The sequence below is a fragment of the Flavobacterium sp. genome (assembly GCF_040383245.1).
Taxonomy (GTDB): Bacteria; Bacteroidota; Bacteroidia; order Flavobacteriales; family Flavobacteriaceae; genus Flavobacterium.
Genome location: NZ_JBEIDX010000018.1, coordinates 39,942 through 55,120, shown reverse-complemented (window position 1 = coordinate 55,120; position 15,179 = coordinate 39,942). Strand labels below are relative to the sequence as shown.

The window sequence follows — 15,179 nt, the reverse complement described above, 5'->3', positions numbered from 1 at the left end:
TCCCCCTAGCCCTGATTGAAGTGGAAATCCTGGATTGGCGATGAATTATAGCTGCTTTAAATCGATTCGTCCCACGCCAAAACAGATTGTAACGAAAAGCAGGAAAACAGTTTACAAAAAAGCACTGAACTTTCGCTGCAACTATTTTTTCTTATTAATTTTAGTTGCTAGCTTCTCCCAATGTTCATTTAAGGCATCAATCTCAATTGGGTTTGCAGATTTCTGCTCCTGTAATCTACCGGTAGAAAATGCTCTATATAATATTGTTTCGATTAGATAATCTTCATTGCTATTAAGAGGATCATAAATTTCTTTTAAATTAATTTTAAAAAAATAGGCTGCGTTGTTTGACCAAAAGGCCTTCCAACCACTTTTATAATCTTTTATTAAGTTGTAGGTTGAAACTCCGGTTTGACGGTAAATTAACTTAACCAATATTTGACCTTGCTTATGGGATAATTTTTTTAATTTGTCTTTGAATTCATTATTAAGGTAATCTTCTGCTAACTTAAAATACCTTCTTTTTTCTTTATTGGATTGAAGATTCCCCATGTTTTTATTAAGCAATGCTAACCTTTCTGCAGCAGTTTTAGCATAAGGATATACTTTGAGAACACGATTTTGAAGCGTTAAAAATTCTTTTTTTTCTTCGGGACTCATTCTCACTTTAGAAAAAGAAACATCATTCAATAATATAGTGTCCATTTTCACAGAATCTAATTCTTTAAGGACAGGCTCTTTCTCAACAATAATTTCATTATTTACTTGCGCAAAAGCAGGTGCTGAAAAAATAAAAAACAGAATTAAAAATTTTGACTTTAACATAGCTGAAAAATTTAGGGTAAAAATATATATTATCCCTAACAAGTGTAATGCCAAATTTATATTTTAGCAAAAAAATATTTTATGTCAAAAAAATCAATACTTACCGATTCGTCAATTCAATTTTTAGAAAAATATCTAAATAACCCATCGCCAACAGGATATGAAGCTGGAGGGCAGAAAATTTGGATGAATTATTTAAAACCTTATGTAGATACCTTTATTACGGATACCTATGGAAGTGCCGTTGGAATTATTAACCCAGATGCCGAATTCAAGGTAGTTATTGAAGGTCATTCGGATGAAATTTCATGGTATGTAAACTATATTACCGATAACGGATTAATTTATGTTATTCGAAATGGTGGTTCTGATCATCAAATTGCACCTTCTAAAAGAGTGAACATTCATACTAAAAATGGAATTGTAAAAGGTGTATTTGGATGGCCAGCAATTCACACTCGTAATAGAGGAAAAGAAGAAGCGGCTAACTTACATAACATTTTCATTGATTGCGGTTGTTCAAGCAAGGAAGAAGTTGAAAAATTGGGAATTCATGTGGGTTGCGTAATTACTTATCCGGATGAATTTATGATTTTAAACAAAGATAAATTTGTTTGTAGAGCTATAGATAATCGTATGGGCGGATTTATAATTGCTGAAGTAGCTCGTTTATTGAAAGAAAATAAAAAGAAACTTCCCTTTGGATTGTACATCGTAAATTCGGTACAAGAAGAAATTGGTCTTCGTGGAGCTGAAATGATTACGCAAACCATCAAACCAAATGTAGCTATTGTAACCGATGTTTGTCACGACACTACTACCCCAATGATTGAAAAGAAAATTGAAGGCGACTTACAAATAGGTAAAGGACCGGTTATTGCCTATGCTCCTGCAACTCAAAACATTCTTAGAGAACTTATTGTTAGCACAGCCGAAGAGAAGAAAATTCCGTTTCAAAGACACGCTACTTCAAGAGTTACTGGTACCGATACGGATGCTTTTGCATACAGTAACGGCGGAGTTGCATCGGCATTAATTTCTTTAGCTTTACGTTACATGCATACAACTGTAGAAATGGTACATCGTGAAGATGTTGAACATGTAATTGAGTTAATTTATGAATCGTTATTGAAGATTGAAAACAACCACGATTTTTCGTATTTCAAATAATACTTAATTTATCTATTATATTAAACTTTGTTATTTACCTTTATAGAATAACTTCTAAATAAAACTAAATGAAAAAAATAGTTATACTACTAGCTTTGTTGAATTTTACTATTTCTTGTTCTCTAAAAAATAAAAAAATAACTGGAAATGAAAAAATAACAACAATTACAAGATCAACATCTGACTATGAAGGTATATCTATTTCTGGATCGTTTGATGTAAAGTTAATATCTGGCAAAGAGGGAAACATTTCAATAAAAGGTGATGAAAATTTATTAGAATTTATTGTTACAGAAATCAATAATGGTAAATTATTAGTTTATTTTGAAAAATATAAAAACATTCAATACAATTATAACTCCTCAATTGAAATTACAATTCCTTTTGAACAAATAAATCAATTATCTTTCAATGGTTCTGGAAATTTAAAAAATACTGATTTGATTAAAACGGAGAATCTAAATATTGAAATGACCGGCTCTGGAAATACTTCATTTCATGCCGATACAAATAGTTTAAAAATAACTAAATCCGGATCAGGGAATCTTAATGGAAAAGGAATGACTAACAATATTGAAATCAATTCTGATGGTTCTGGAAATGTAACTATGTTTGATTTGAAATCAGAAAATGCAGTTGTAAGTCAAACGGGATCGGGAAATATAAAAGTAAATTGCTCAAAAAACCTAGATGCGAAAACAATTGGTTCGGGTACTATTCAATATTCTGGAAATCCTGAAAAAATATCTAAAAACACCACCGGCTCTGGAAGTATTAATGGAAATTAAATTTCTTGAAAAATAAAAAAGTCCCAAATAATTGGGACTTTTTTATTATCTATTTTTTAAATATTCCATTACATTTTTTTCGATTCGCTCTTGTATGTTTGAAATATCCGCTTTTTCAAATTGCTCTCCTAAAATATTTTCAAACAACTCAATATAACGCTGTGATACAGAGTCAATATATTCATCGGTCATATTAGGAATAGTTTGACCTTCTTTCCCTTGAAAATTATTTTCAATCAACCATCTACGAACAAATTCTTTAGACAATTGCTTTTGCTCCTCACCTGCATCTTGTCTTTCTTGATACCCTTCTGCGTAAAAATAACGAGAAGAATCGGGAGTGTGAATTTCATCAATTAACACAATAACTCCGTCTTTGGTTTTTCCGAATTCATATTTGGTATCCACCAAAATCAATCCGCGAGAAGCCGCAATTTCTGTTCCACGTTGATACAAAGCACGCGTATATTTTTCTAATACTAAATAATCTTCTTCCGATACAATTCCACTTGACAAAATCGCTTCACGAGAAATATCTTCGTCATGAACGCCCATATCCGCTTTGGTAGTTGGTGTGATTATTGGCATTGGGAATTTATCATTTTCTTTTAAACCTTCTGGCATTTCAACACCACAAAGTATTCTTTTTCCTAATGCATATTCTCTTGCAGCATGTCCTGAAAGATAACCACGAATAACCATTTCAACTTTAAAAGGTTCGCATAAATGTCCAACAGTCACATTAGGATCTGGAGTAGCAACCAACCAATTCGGAACAATATCTTGAGTCAATTGCATAAACTTAGTCGCAATTTGATTTAAAATTTGACCTTTGTAAGGAATTCCTTTTGGCATCACCACATCAAAAGCCGAAAGCCTATCGGTGGCAACCATCACAAGAAGATCATCATTGATGTTGTATACTTCACGAACTTTACCTCGGTAAACAGATTTTTGATTTGGAAAATTAAAATTGGTTTTAGTTATTGTATTCATTTGTTGTGTGTTGTTTTTGCAAAAGTAATAGGTTTCAAAATAATACACAACGATGAAATCGCATTTTAAAACATAAACCCTTTCTATGCCCAATAAATTTCTAAAATTTGCTACATTTGTATCTAAGATATTGGTATCAATTTTAATTTATAACAAGTATGCAACAAATTCCTAGCGTTGACTTACGTGATTTCCTGTCGGATGACCCGGCACGTAAACAAAAATTTGTAAATGAAATCGGAAGAGCCTACGAAGATATTGGCTTCGTGGCATTAAAAGGACATTTTTTAAATGATCAATTGGTAGAAGATTTATATTCGGAAGTTAGGAACTTCTTCACTCTGCCTTTGGAAACTAAAGCTAAATACGAGATTCCTGGCATTGGCGGACAAAGAGGGTATATTTCTTTTGGGAAAGAACATGCAAAAGGAAGATCTGCTGGTGATTTAAAAGAGTTTTGGCACTTTGGCCAATATGTAACTGCTGATTCAAAATATGCAAATGAGTATCCCGAAAATGTTACCGTTTCTGAATTGCCTAATTTTAATTCAACCGGAAAAGAAGCCTACAAGCAATTGGAAAAAACCGGAATTTATGTTTTAAGGGCTTTGGCAATTCATATCGGATTAGACGAATTTTATTTTGATAAATTTATTGAAGAAGGAAATAGTATTTTACGTCCTATTCATTACCCACCAATTACAGATGAGCCAAAAGATGGCGCTGTGCGTGCAGCTGCACATGGTGATATTAACTTAATTACGTTATTAATGGGTGCGCAAGGAAAAGGATTGCAAGTGCAAAATCATTCCGGCGAATGGCTTGACGCAATTGCCCAACCTGATGAATTGATGATTAATGTGGGAGATATGCTATCACGCCACACCAACAATAAATTAAAATCAACGATTCACCAAGTGGTTAATCCGCCAAGAGAATTATGGGGAACCTCAAGATATTCTATCCCGTTTTTTATGCATCCGGTGAGTGATATGAATTTGAATTGTTTACCTGAATGTATTGACGAAAATAATCCGAAACAATTTGAAGATATTACCGCAGGAGATTATTTAAATGAACGATTGGTAGAATTGGGATTGATAAAGAAATAACAGTAATGGATTTACAAGATCAATTAAAAAAACTATTTCCAGACCATGTAGTTTCTTCCGAGCCTGAAAAAACAGAGGAAGTAACTCATGAATTGTTGATTCAAAAAGAGCCAATGATTTGCAAATTTGAAAAACGAAATGGCAAACCAACAACTATTATTGAAGGTTACGATGGAGATGAAGAAGATTTCAAAATTTTGGCAAAAGAAATAAAAACCAAACTAAGTGTTGGTGGAAGTTTTAAAGACGGAGCCATTATCATTCAAGGGAATTACCGTGACAAAATAATGCAAATTCTTCAAGCTAAAGGATTTAAAACAAAACGAGTGGGCGGATAAATTGCCTGCTTTTAAACAAAACGACATGATTGCATCATCCGAATTAATATTAAATCCAGATGGAAGTGTATACCACCTCAATCTGAAACCGGAACATATTGCCACAGACATCCTTTTTGTTGGAGATCAAAATCGTGTAGAGAAAATTACCAAACACTTTTCGAGCATAGAATTTTCTTTGCAAAAAAGAGAATTTAAAACCCAAACCGGAATCTATAAAGGAAAACGAATCACCGTTATTTCAACCGGAATTGGACCCGATAATATTGACATTGTAATGAACGAATTGGATGCGTTAGTAAACATTGATTTGGAAACTAGAACCATCAAAGAAAAACTCACTTCTTTAAATATTATTAGAATTGGAACTTCGGGTTCATTACAAGCAAACATTCCTTGTGACAGTATAGTTTTAAGTCAATATGGACTAGGTTTAGACAACATGCTTCGCTCCTATTGCATTGACGAAATTTCGGAAACCGAAATTGAAGATGCTTTTATTAAACAAACCAATTGGGATTTAAAAAAAGGGCGTCCTTATGTTATTAGAGGAAGTGAAATCCTGGAAAAAAAATTTGAAAGCACTACTATTTATAAAGGTTTCACAGGAACTGCCGGAGGATTTTACGGTCCGCAAGGGCGTGTTTTACGAATGCCAATTCAAGATACGGAACTGAATAGCAAAATGGATCAATTTGAATTCAATGGCATTAAAATGACCAACCTTGAAATGGAAACAGGGGCTATTTACGGTTTAGGAAAACTTCTTGGACATCAATGTTTATCATTAAATGCTATTATCGCCAACAGAGCTACGGGAACTTTTAGCGAAGATCCTTATAAATCAGTAGATGCTTTAATTGTATATGCTTTAGATAAATTGGCAGAATAATTTATTTAATACTCCTAAATTATGAAATCCCTAAAAATAGCAGGTGTACCCGAACACTTTAATCTTCCTTGGCAACTGGCAATTGAGAATAATAAATTCCATGAAGTTGGCATCGATTTACAATGGACCGATGTACCAGAAGGAACCGGAAAATTATGCCAAATGCTTCGAGATGGATCTACAGATATTGCTGTAATTCTTACTGAAGGAATCATTAAGGATATAGTGAATGGAAACAATAGTAAAATTATTCAGATTTATGTTGAAAGTCCATTAATATGGGGGATTCACGTTGGTGCTGATTCAAAATATACCACCCTCTCCGATTTAGAAAATACCAAAGTTGCCATTTCTAGATATGGATCGGGATCGGAATTAATGGCCTATGTCAATGCAGACCAACAAGGATGGGACAAAAACAGTTTAACGTTTGAAGTTGTAAATACCATTGATGGCGCGGTAACAGCATTAACCAATGGGACCGCTGATTACTTTATGTGGGAACATTTCATGACCAAACCCCTTGTAGATAAAGGCATTTTTAGAAGAGTTGGCGATTGCCCTACTCCGTGGCCTAGTTTTGTAATTGCTGTTCGAGAGGATGTCCTTCAACAAAATCCAGATGAAATAAAGAAGCTATTAAATAGCATCAACGAACAAACGAGAGTTTTTAAAAGTATACCTAATATAGATTCTGTTTTGGCAACAAAATTCCAACAAAAAACTGAAGATATTCAACAATGGCTAAAGTTAACCGAATGGTCTCAAAACAACCTATCGAAAGAAATGACGGATACAATTCAAAATCAATTACTGGAATTACAAATAATAAACAAAAAAGCTACTTTTATAAACTTGGTAAAAGCACTTTAGCTTTTGATTATGAAGCAAAAAATAAACTCACTTTACACTAAAATTTCTGATAAATTCACGATTAAAAAACCGTGGGATATCATCATTCTTTTTGTTTTAAATGTATTAATTACCATTCCGATTTTCATCATTTCGCATCAAAATTTAATTGAATACAATTGGTATCTGCATTTAGATCGTGTTTTAATTTTTGTAGTGATATTAATTATAATTCAATTGATATTGTATGCCATGCGACGCATTATATTGATTAGTATTATCCTCTATTTAATTGCATTAGTTTACGGAACTTTTTTTGGCAAATACAATTTCGAAACAGTATTTAATGAATACCAATCAATGCTGTTTACCATGTCGAACAATCCATATCCGCAAGATATTATTGTAGACAAACTTTTACCCTTTCCTAACAAAATAAAAACACTAAATGCCATAGAATACGAAAATCCAAAAGTGCGTGATTTTGCAATTAGTTCAGTTAAGAAAAATTTCAGGGGTGAAAAAGATTACCCAGAATACCTAACTCTAATTCAGTGTTTTGCTGTTTTTAAAGAAATAAATACTAATTGGACCTATGTTCATGATCCCAAAGGGGAAGAATATATTGCCCCGGCAAGTGAATCAGTACTTTATTTATCTGGTGATTGTGATGATCACTCCATATTAATGGCAGCCGCAGTAAAGTCAATTGGCGGAATACCAAGACTAATTCATACCAACGGACACATTTATCCTGAAATTTTAATTGGAAAAAGAGCAGAAATGGAAACCGTAAATTATCTGATCAAAAAGGTTCTTTTCCAAAAAGAAAGTTACAGAAAAACTATTCATTATCATATTGACGAACGGGGAAATGTGTGGCTAAACCTAGATTATACTGCGAAATATCCAGGCGGACCTTTTATGAAAGAAAAAGTGTTGAGTGCTTTAACTTTAGAATAATTACCATTCAATTTCTGAGATTCCATTATTTATTAAATACAAATTGGTGTCTTTAAAATGCTGGTTGCCAAACCAAAAACCTCTGTTGGCACTTAATGGCGATGGATGCCCCGACTCTAAAACTAAATGCTTTGTACGATCGATTTTAATTCCTTTTTTTTGTGCAAATCCGCCCCAAAGTAAGAAAACGATATGTTGTTTTTCTTCCGATATTTTTTTAATCACCGCATCGGTAAATAAATTCCATTTTAAGTGTTTGTGGCTGTTAGCTTGGTCTTTACGGACGGTCAAACTGGAATTCAATAATAAAATGCCTTGCTTTGCCCAACGCTCCAAATTCCCAGAGGTAGGAAAAAAAATGCGGTCGTATTCGGAGTTAATTTCGGTGAAAATATTCTTTAAGGAAGGTGGAATCGGGATTTCATCATCTACAGAAAAACACAAACCTTTGGCTTCACATTTTCCGTTTACCTCGCCGTGATAAGGGTCTTGCCCAATAATTACCACTTTCAAATCTTGAAAACTGCATTTTTCGAAAGCATTGAAGACAAATTCTTTTCGGGGAAAACAAGTATGCGCAGCATATTCCTGTTCTACTTGCTGCATTAACTCCAAGAAATAGGGTTTCTCAAATTCAGGTACTAGTAGTTTTTGCCAGGAATTTTCTTGGATAAACATTTTATAATTTTTTTCCAAAATTAGGAATTTATAACCTAATTCCCTTTAAACTTTGTAAATTTGAAAATTCGTAAACTCATCCATGATTTCAATTACTCAAAAGACACTTCAAGACCTAGAATTTAATACTGTTTTGCAAACTATTTCGGATCGTTGTAATACCGAAATTGGCAAGCAAAAAGCATTAGAAATTACTCCATTTCAGAATAAAATAGTGTTGTTGCAAGCTTTACATCAAACTTCGGAGTATGTTTCATCGTTTGCGAATAATAATGCCATACCAAACCATGGATTTGAGAACAGTACCAACGATATTAATTTTCTAGCAATTGAAGATAGTTTTCTAGAAGTTGCAAGTTTTAGAAAATTAGCTACTCTATCGGAAACTGTAAATGTGTTACTTCTGTTTTTTAAAAAATTCCACGAATATTATCCGAAGTTGAATGAAAAGGCTTCCCAAATTGAATATACTAAAATCATTGTTCAAAGGATTGATGAAGTAGTTGATAAATACGGTGTGATAAAAGACAATGCTTCCCCCGAATTAATTCACATCCGCAGAGAGATGAGTACCGTTCGAGGAAAGGTAAACCAAAGTTTTGGCACCGCTTTAACTCAATACAATTCTTTGGGATACTTGGATGATATTAAAGAAAGTATTGTTGAAAATCGTAGAGTTTTAGCCGTTTTGGCTATGTACCGAAGAAAAGTAAAAGGTTCTATTTTGGGCAGTTCCAAAACTGGAAGCATTGCCTATATTGAACCCGAAGCCACTTTAAAATATTCAAGAGAATTAAGCAATTTAGAATACGAAGAGCGTGAAGAAATTACCAAGATTTTAAAGAAACTCTCGAACGAAATACGCCCATTTGTTGAATTACTGCATACCTACCAAGACTTTTTAAGCGATATAGATGTCATTGCAGCTAAAGCCAAATATGCAAACAAAATAAATGGTTTATTGCCTAACATTATTGAAGAAAAGCGTCTGTTTTTTAGAGAAGCCTTCCATCCTATTCTGTATTTGAATAATATGGAAAAGAAAGAAGTGACTTTTCCACAGACGGTAGAATTAAATCAAGACAACCGCATTATTGTTATCTCTGGGCCTAATGCCGGTGGTAAAACCATCTCGCTAAAAACTGTTGGATTACTGCAATTAATGCTGCAATCGGGAATGTTGATTCCGGTGCACGAACGTAGTGAAACCTTTCTTTTTGATCGCATCTTGACCGATATTGGTGACAACCAATCGATTGAAAATCATTTAAGCACGTACAGCTACCGATTAAAAAACATGAATTATTTCTTAAAGAAATGCAATTCAAAAACGCTTTTTCTAATTGATGAATTCGGAACCGGTTCCGATCCCGAATTGGGAGGTGCACTAGCGGAAACTTTTCTTGAAGAATTCTATCACAGAGAAGCTTTTGGTATCATCACGACCCATTATTCAAACTTAAAAATATTAGCCAACGAGTTGCCGCATGCCAGCAATGCCAACATGTTGTTTGATGAAAAATCATTGGAACCATTATATAAATTAATCTTAGGGCAAGCCGGAAGTTCGTTCACCTTTGAAGTGGCTCAAAAAAATGGCATCCCATTTGGATTAATTAATCGTGCGAAAAAGAAAATTGAAGGCGGAAAAGTGCGATTTGATAAAACGATTGCTACGTTGCAAAAAGAACGCTCTAAAATGGAAAAAACTTCTAATAATTTGAAAGAAGAAGAAACCAAAGCGCGTGAAGAAAGCAAGAAAATGGAGCAAATAAATATCAAAATTAAAGACAAGTTGGAGCGCTATCAAGAATTGTATGATGCTAACCAACGCCTTATTTATATTGGTCAAAAAATTGATGATATTGCCGCTACTTATTTCAACAACAAAGACAAGAAAGTGCTTATTGGAGAATTTCTAAAAATGGTAGAGATTGAAAACAGTAAACGCAGAAAAGTTTCAGTAAAAGAAAAGAAAGCGCAAGAAGTGATTCAAAAGAAAATTGTAAAGGAAGTTACAGTTAAAGTGGAAGAAATCCGACAAGAAAAGAAAGAGAAGAAAATCAAAGCCGCCTTAGTACCAGAAAAGCCTAAAATGGTACTTAAAATTGGAGATCGTGTACGCATGCACGATGGTAAAGCTATTGGGACTTTAGAAAAAATTGAAAAGAATAAAGTGGTGGTAAATTATGGTGTCTTTACTTCTAAAGTGAATCTAGATTTATTGGAATTTGTGGAGCGTCCGAAATAAAATTTAATAGGCCTTAGTAATAATTGGGTTAGTTGGCGCCATTTTCCTTATGATGGGTAGTAACAAAAATAAAAAAGACTAAGTTAAGCTTAGTCTTTTTTATTTTAATTCAATTTATTATTTACCAAATCACCACACGCAATGAATCCGGTTGGTACATTGGACTTCCGGGTTTGATATTAAATGCTTTATAAAATTCAGGAATATTACTCAATGGCCCGTTAATTCTATATTGAGCAGGTGAATGCACATCGCTCATAATTTGTTGCGAAAGGGCTTCTTTATTGGTATTCACCATCCAAGCATATGCATAAGCTAAGAAATAACGTTGATCTGGATTGAGTTTGCTAATTAGTTCTTTGCTCGTGTATTGTTTGGTTTTTTTGAAAGCCTCATAACCCATAACTACACCACCCAAATCGGCAATATTTTCTCCCTGTGTAGCAGAACCATTAATGTTTTTATCACCTACTTTATACTTGTTGAATTGCGAAACGATTAACCCAGTTTTAGTTTGGAATTTCTTTAAATCTTCGGCAGTCCACCAATTATTTAGGTTTCCTTTTTCGTCATACTGACTTCCTTGATCGTCAAATCCGTGGGTGATTTCGTGTCCAAAAGTAGATCCGCCTATAATTCCATAAAGAATCGCATCGTCGGGCATTCTGCCTTCGTATCCTGGCACTAAAATATTACAAGCCGGCACACAAATCTCGTTGTTACTTGGATTGTAATAAGCATTATAGGTTTGCGGATACATACTCCACTCCGTTCTATCCACCGGTTTTCCGTATTTATTGGTCATGTATTGGTATTGCCAAACATTAGCAGCCATCACATTTTTACAATACGATGTTCTATCAATTTTCATGCTACTCATGTCTTTCCATTTATCTGGATAACCCACTTTCATCACAATTTTACTCAATTTGTTAAGCGCTTTTACTTTGGTAGCAGCGCTCATCCAATCAAGTTTTTTAATGTGATCTGCATAAACTTCGCGGATGTTATTTCCTATTTCTAGTAATTTCTCTTTAGATCCTTCTGGCAAATACTCTTTCACATACACTTGCCCTATTAACTCTCCAAGCGAACCATCGGTTTGCTCAACACTTCTCTTCCATCTTGGCTTTTGTTTTTTTACACCTCCCATAACGGTCGAGTAAAATTTGAAATTTTGATCTTCAATTGGTTTACTTAAATAGGCCGCATAAGTATTCACTAAATCCCATTTTAAATAGGTTTTCCAATCGGCAATAGCATAACTTTTAACATAACCACTCAATGCTTTATAAAATTCTGGTTGCCCAACAATAACCGAATCGGCTTTGGCAATTCCTAAATCTTTTAAGGTAATGTTCCAATCAATATTTGGAGTAAGCGATTTAAATTGTTGCACACTCATTTTGTTGTAATTTTTTACTGGGTCACGCAATTCTTCCAATTTTCTTGAAGCTTTTGCCAAATCAGTCTCTAATTTCATGATTGAAGTCGCGTTTTGACCTGCAACAGCAGCATTCACGCCAAGCAATTGCATCATCGCCTGAATGTGTTTTACATACTCATTTCGGATGTTTACGGTTTCTGCATCGGTATTAAAATAATAATCACGTTGTCCAAGACCTAAGCCACCTTGCATAAATTGCAACGCGTTTTTCGAACTTATTTTGTCATCTTGCGAAACGTAAAAACTAAATCCTGCACCTGATCCTATGGTGTGCATGTGCGCCATTGTTTTTAACAAACTTGGAACATCTGTTATCGCATCAATTTTTGCTAATTCACTTTTTAGTGGTGAGATTCCGGCTTTATTAATTGCAATGGTATCCATAGCCGAAGCATAAAAATCACCAATTTTTTGCACATTACTTCCTTTTGCCGCATCGGTTTCTTCAGCAGACTTTTCGCAAATGGATTTGATTTGGTTGTTGATGGTATCTTGAATCATTCGGAAAATTCCGTTGCTTCTTTCAGAAGAAGGAATTGGATGTTGCTTGAACCATCCGCCGTTAGCGTAATGAAAGAAATCTTCAGACGGATTTACAGTAGTGTCTCTATTGGTAATTAAAGGATCTACAAAGGGCGCTTCTTTTTTAGCACAACCAATTAAATTGGCAGCAATTAAGGCACCTAATACAATTTTATAACTATTTTTCATGGAACTAATTTTTTGTTTATTTGAATTATAAATAACTTATTAATTTTCAAATCTAAGAAATTTTAAACAGGAACAGAAATTAATTTTATTCCTAAAATAATTTACAATAATTTTAGCACATCGATCGTTGTAATTAAAGTAAATTGCACCTCAATTGAGACACTATGGATAAAATCAAAATACTTTGGGTGGATGATGAAATTGATTTATTAAAACCACACATCCTTTTTTTAGAGCAAAAAAATTACGAAGTCACTACCTGCAATAACGGTAGAGATGCTGTTGATGTATTTGCTGAGCATAATTTTGATGTGGTTTTTTTAGATGAAAACATGCCCGGAATGAGCGGCTTGGAAACCTTGGCAGAAATTAAAGAAAAGAAATCTTCTACACCGGTAATCATGATTACAAAGAGCGAAGAAGAATATATCATGGAAGAAGCTATTGGATCTAAAATTGCCGATTACTTGATTAAACCAGTTAATCCAAATCAGATTTTATTGAGTTTGAAAAAGAACTTAGATCATTCGAGATTGATTTCGGAAAAAACTTCTTTGGATTACCAAAAAGAATTCCGAAAAATAGCAATGGAATTAGCCATGGTAAACTCATACCAAGATTGGATTGAATTATACAAAAAGCTGATTTTCTGGGAACTGGAATTAGAAAATATTGAAGATTCTAATTTGATTTCCATATTGGAATCTCAAAAAGTAGAGGCCAATTCGCAATTTGGCAAATTCATAGAGCGCAATTACGAAGATTGGTTCGAGCCAAATACAGATAAACCAGTGCAATCACATACGCTTTTTAGAGAATTAGTAGTACCCGAATTGGTGAAAAAAGACAAGCCAGTTTTGTTTGTGGTAATTGATAATTTGCGTTACGATCAATGGAAAGTAATGGAAAGTACCATTAATAATTATTACAAATTAGAGAAAGAAGTGCCGTATTACGCCATTTTACCAACGGCTACACAATATGCAAGAAACGCCATTTTTTCAGGGCTATTGCCACTTGAAATGGAAAAACAGTTTCCACAATATTGGAAAAACGATGTGGATGAGGGTGGAAAAAATTTATATGAAGGCGAATTCCTATCGGCTCATTTAAAACGATTTGGATTAAATATTAAGGAAGATTACTTTAAAATTACCAATTTGGTCGGCGGAAAAAAACTAGCCGATAATTTTAAATCTTTAAAAGACAATAACCTTGTAACAGTGGTTTACAATTTTGTAGATATGTTATCGCATGCCAAAACAGAAATGGATGTGGTTAAAGAATTGGCTTCCGATGATAAAGCCTATCGTTCATTGACTTTGAGTTGGTTTAAGAATTCCCCATTGTTGGATATTATTCAGCAAGCACAAAAATTGGGATTCAAATTAATCATCACCACCGACCACGGAACGATTAATGTAAAGAATCCATCAAAAGTAATTGGCGACAAAAACACGAGTTTGAATTTACGATACAAAACCGGCCGAAGCCTCACCTATGAGGACAAAGAAGTTTATGCTGTGAAAGATCCTAAAAAAATTGGGTTACCCACAATAAACATGAGCAGTTCCTATATTTTTGCAAAGAATGATTACTTTTTGGCGTATGTAAATAATTACAATCATTATGTAAGTTATTACAAAAACACCTACCAACACGGTGGAATTTCGCTTGAAGAAGTTATTGTACCATTATTAGTTTTTAATCCAAGATAATGAATAGTAAAAAAATGGAGCTAATTTTTTCTTTAGAAGAAATCGATTCAATTGCAAATCAAATCCTTGCAGCAAACCCAAACAAAGTACTTCTTTTTAACGGAGAAATGGGTGTAGGAAAAACAACTTTAATCAAGTCATTAGCAAAAAACCTTGGCGTAAATGATGTAACAAGCAGTCCAACCTTTTCTTTAGTTAATGAATATCAAATTATTGATAATCAATATATTTATCATTTTGATGTCTATCGATTAAAAAATGAAATGGAAGCCATGGATATGGGGATTGAAGATTACTTATATTCTGGGAATTGGTGCTTTATTGAATGGCCTGAAAAAATTCCGAATTGCATTCCTGATCAACATTCAACTATTACAATTGAATTACTTCCCGACGGAAAAAGAAGATTGACTTTGGAGTAATTATTTTTTTTGTAAC

Annotated in this window: 14 protein-coding genes; 10 read left to right on the top strand and 4 right to left on the bottom strand. The window is 33.7% G+C overall.

All coding sequences use genetic code 11. From position 1 onward, the window contains the following. Window positions 1–141: 141 nt before the first annotated feature. Entirely contained in the window at window positions 142–825 is a 684-nt protein-coding gene (locus ABWO08_RS08460) for a DUF4294 domain-containing protein (protein WP_353085140.1), read from the bottom strand. 81 nt (window positions 826–906) lie between these two features. Between ABWO08_RS08460 and ABWO08_RS08455 the strand changes: the two genes are divergently transcribed. After that, window positions 907–1,995 carry a M42 family metallopeptidase gene (locus ABWO08_RS08455; protein WP_353085138.1) on the top strand — a complete coding sequence of 363 codons (1,089 nt, stop codon included), beginning with the start codon at window positions 907–909 and terminating at the stop codon, window positions 1,993–1,995. Window positions 1,996–2,063: 68 nt separating this feature from the next. Further along, complete coding sequence (locus ABWO08_RS08450) at window positions 2,064–2,783, top strand: head GIN domain-containing protein (RefSeq protein WP_353085137.1); 720 nt, start codon at window positions 2,064–2,066, stop codon at window positions 2,781–2,783. Window positions 2,784–2,828: 45 nt separating this feature from the next. On the opposite strand, the gene ABWO08_RS08445 is transcribed toward ABWO08_RS08450, so the two are convergent. Next, the gene (locus ABWO08_RS08445) at window positions 2,829–3,779 is read right to left on the bottom strand and encodes a phosphoribosylaminoimidazolesuccinocarboxamide synthase (RefSeq protein WP_353085135.1); all 951 of its coding nucleotides are present in this window, start codon (window positions 3,777–3,779) and stop codon (window positions 2,829–2,831) included. 158 nt (window positions 3,780–3,937) lie between these two features. On the opposite strand from ABWO08_RS08445, the gene ABWO08_RS08440 reads away from it, so the two are divergent. From ABWO08_RS08440 to ABWO08_RS08420, 5 genes are read left to right on the top strand one after another with little or no spacing between them, the layout of a single operon-like run. After that, the gene (locus ABWO08_RS08440) at window positions 3,938–4,891 is read left to right on the top strand and encodes an isopenicillin N synthase family dioxygenase (RefSeq protein WP_353085133.1); all 954 of its coding nucleotides are present in this window, start codon (window positions 3,938–3,940) and stop codon (window positions 4,889–4,891) included. A 5-nt stretch (window positions 4,892–4,896) separates the two neighbouring features. After that, a complete protein-coding gene (locus tag ABWO08_RS08435; protein WP_353085131.1) occupies window positions 4,897–5,229 on the top strand; it encodes a translation initiation factor in 333 nt (110 codons plus the stop codon). Between the two features lie 25 nt (window positions 5,230–5,254). Further along, on the top strand, window positions 5,255–6,121 hold the full coding sequence (locus ABWO08_RS08430; protein WP_353085129.1) for a nucleoside phosphorylase: 867 nt from the start codon (window positions 5,255–5,257) through the stop codon (window positions 6,119–6,121). A gap of 21 nt (window positions 6,122–6,142) precedes the next feature. Continuing rightward, window positions 6,143–6,994, top strand: a complete 852-nt coding sequence (locus ABWO08_RS08425) for a substrate-binding domain-containing protein (RefSeq protein ID WP_353085127.1) — start codon at window positions 6,143–6,145, stop codon at window positions 6,992–6,994. A 9-nt stretch (window positions 6,995–7,003) separates the two neighbouring features. Beyond that, entirely contained in the window at window positions 7,004–7,936 is a 933-nt protein-coding gene (locus ABWO08_RS08420) for a transglutaminase-like domain-containing protein (protein ID WP_353085126.1), read from the top strand. On the opposite strand, the gene ung is transcribed toward ABWO08_RS08420, so the two are convergent. Continuing rightward, on the bottom strand, window positions 7,937–8,614 hold the full coding sequence (gene ung, locus ABWO08_RS08415) for a uracil-DNA glycosylase (protein WP_353085124.1): 678 nt from the start codon (window positions 8,612–8,614) through the stop codon (window positions 7,937–7,939). A gap of 82 nt (window positions 8,615–8,696) precedes the next feature. On the opposite strand from ung, the gene ABWO08_RS08410 reads away from it, so the two are divergent. After that, window positions 8,697–10,865, top strand: coding sequence for an endonuclease MutS2 (locus ABWO08_RS08410; RefSeq protein WP_353085122.1), 2,169 nt, complete (start codon window positions 8,697–8,699; stop codon window positions 10,863–10,865). Window positions 10,866–10,986: 121 nt separating this feature from the next. On the opposite strand, the gene ABWO08_RS08405 is transcribed toward ABWO08_RS08410, so the two are convergent. Next, complete coding sequence (locus ABWO08_RS08405) at window positions 10,987–13,023, bottom strand: M13 family metallopeptidase (protein ID WP_353085120.1); 2,037 nt, start codon at window positions 13,021–13,023, stop codon at window positions 10,987–10,989. Between the two features lie 164 nt (window positions 13,024–13,187). Between ABWO08_RS08405 and porX the strand changes: the two genes are divergently transcribed. Next, entirely contained in the window at window positions 13,188–14,741 is a 1,554-nt protein-coding gene (porX, locus tag ABWO08_RS08400) for a T9SS response regulator signal transducer PorX (protein ID WP_353085118.1), read from the top strand. Between the two features lie 14 nt (window positions 14,742–14,755). Next, window positions 14,756–15,163 (top strand): tRNA (adenosine(37)-N6)-threonylcarbamoyltransferase complex ATPase subunit type 1 TsaE, encoded by a 408-nt coding sequence (tsaE, locus tag ABWO08_RS08395; protein ID WP_353085142.1) that lies wholly within the window; start codon window positions 14,756–14,758, stop codon window positions 15,161–15,163. Window positions 15,164–15,179: the final 16 nt, after the last annotated feature.

Bases quoted from the DNA above. Each gene is read 5' to 3' on its own strand.
- ABWO08_RS08460 (WP_353085140.1), bottom strand. From the start codon at position 825: ATGTTAAAGTCAAAATTTTTAATTCTGTTTTTTATTTTTTCAGCACCT.
- ABWO08_RS08455 (WP_353085138.1), top strand. From the start codon at position 907: ATGTCAAAAAAATCAATACTTACCGATTCGTCAATTCAATTTTTAGAA.
- ABWO08_RS08450 (WP_353085137.1), top strand. From the start codon at position 2,064: ATGAAAAAAATAGTTATACTACTAGCTTTGTTGAATTTTACTATTTCT.
- ABWO08_RS08445 (WP_353085135.1), bottom strand. From the start codon at position 3,779: ATGAATACAATAACTAAAACCAATTTTAATTTTCCAAATCAAAAATCT.
- ABWO08_RS08440 (WP_353085133.1), top strand. From the start codon at position 3,938: ATGCAACAAATTCCTAGCGTTGACTTACGTGATTTCCTGTCGGATGAC.
- ABWO08_RS08435 (WP_353085131.1), top strand. From the start codon at position 4,897: ATGGATTTACAAGATCAATTAAAAAAACTATTTCCAGACCATGTAGTT.
- ABWO08_RS08430 (WP_353085129.1), top strand. From the start codon at position 5,255: ATGATTGCATCATCCGAATTAATATTAAATCCAGATGGAAGTGTATAC.
- ABWO08_RS08425 (WP_353085127.1), top strand. From the start codon at position 6,143: ATGAAATCCCTAAAAATAGCAGGTGTACCCGAACACTTTAATCTTCCT.
- ABWO08_RS08420 (WP_353085126.1), top strand. From the start codon at position 7,004: ATGAAGCAAAAAATAAACTCACTTTACACTAAAATTTCTGATAAATTC.
- ung (WP_353085124.1), bottom strand. From the start codon at position 8,614: ATGTTTATCCAAGAAAATTCCTGGCAAAAACTACTAGTACCTGAATTT.
- ABWO08_RS08410 (WP_353085122.1), top strand. From the start codon at position 8,697: ATGATTTCAATTACTCAAAAGACACTTCAAGACCTAGAATTTAATACT.
- ABWO08_RS08405 (WP_353085120.1), bottom strand. From the start codon at position 13,023: ATGAAAAATAGTTATAAAATTGTATTAGGTGCCTTAATTGCTGCCAAT.
- porX (WP_353085118.1), top strand. From the start codon at position 13,188: ATGGATAAAATCAAAATACTTTGGGTGGATGATGAAATTGATTTATTA.
- tsaE (WP_353085142.1), top strand. From the start codon at position 14,756: ATGGAGCTAATTTTTTCTTTAGAAGAAATCGATTCAATTGCAAATCAA.